Raw genomic sequence first — 201 nt, forward strand, 5'->3', positions numbered from 1 at the left:
TTGCCGGCGTTGTTGCGTGGGTTGGTGCGGGTGCCGGCGCAACGCGGCTCGACCGCGACTGGCTCGCTCGCGCAGCGGTTGGCCGGGGTGCCGCAGGGTGATCGGGATCGGATCGTGTCGGAGTTGGTGCGTGCGCAGGTGGCTGCGGTGTTGGGGCACGCTTCGGCTGAGGCGGTGGATCCGGATCGGGCGTTCAAGGAG

The 201-nt window shown here is 70.6% G+C and carries 1 protein-coding gene; it reads left to right on the forward strand.

What is annotated here, in order from left to right; translation table 11 throughout:
- Positions 1-201: acyl carrier protein (locus ACLQ28_RS34730; RefSeq protein WP_425690481.1), on the forward strand; the 201-nt coding region annotated here is incomplete at both ends.

This window comes from Micromonospora sp. DT201, assembly GCF_049841575.1.
Lineage (GTDB): Bacteria > Actinomycetota > Actinomycetes > Mycobacteriales > Micromonosporaceae > Micromonospora.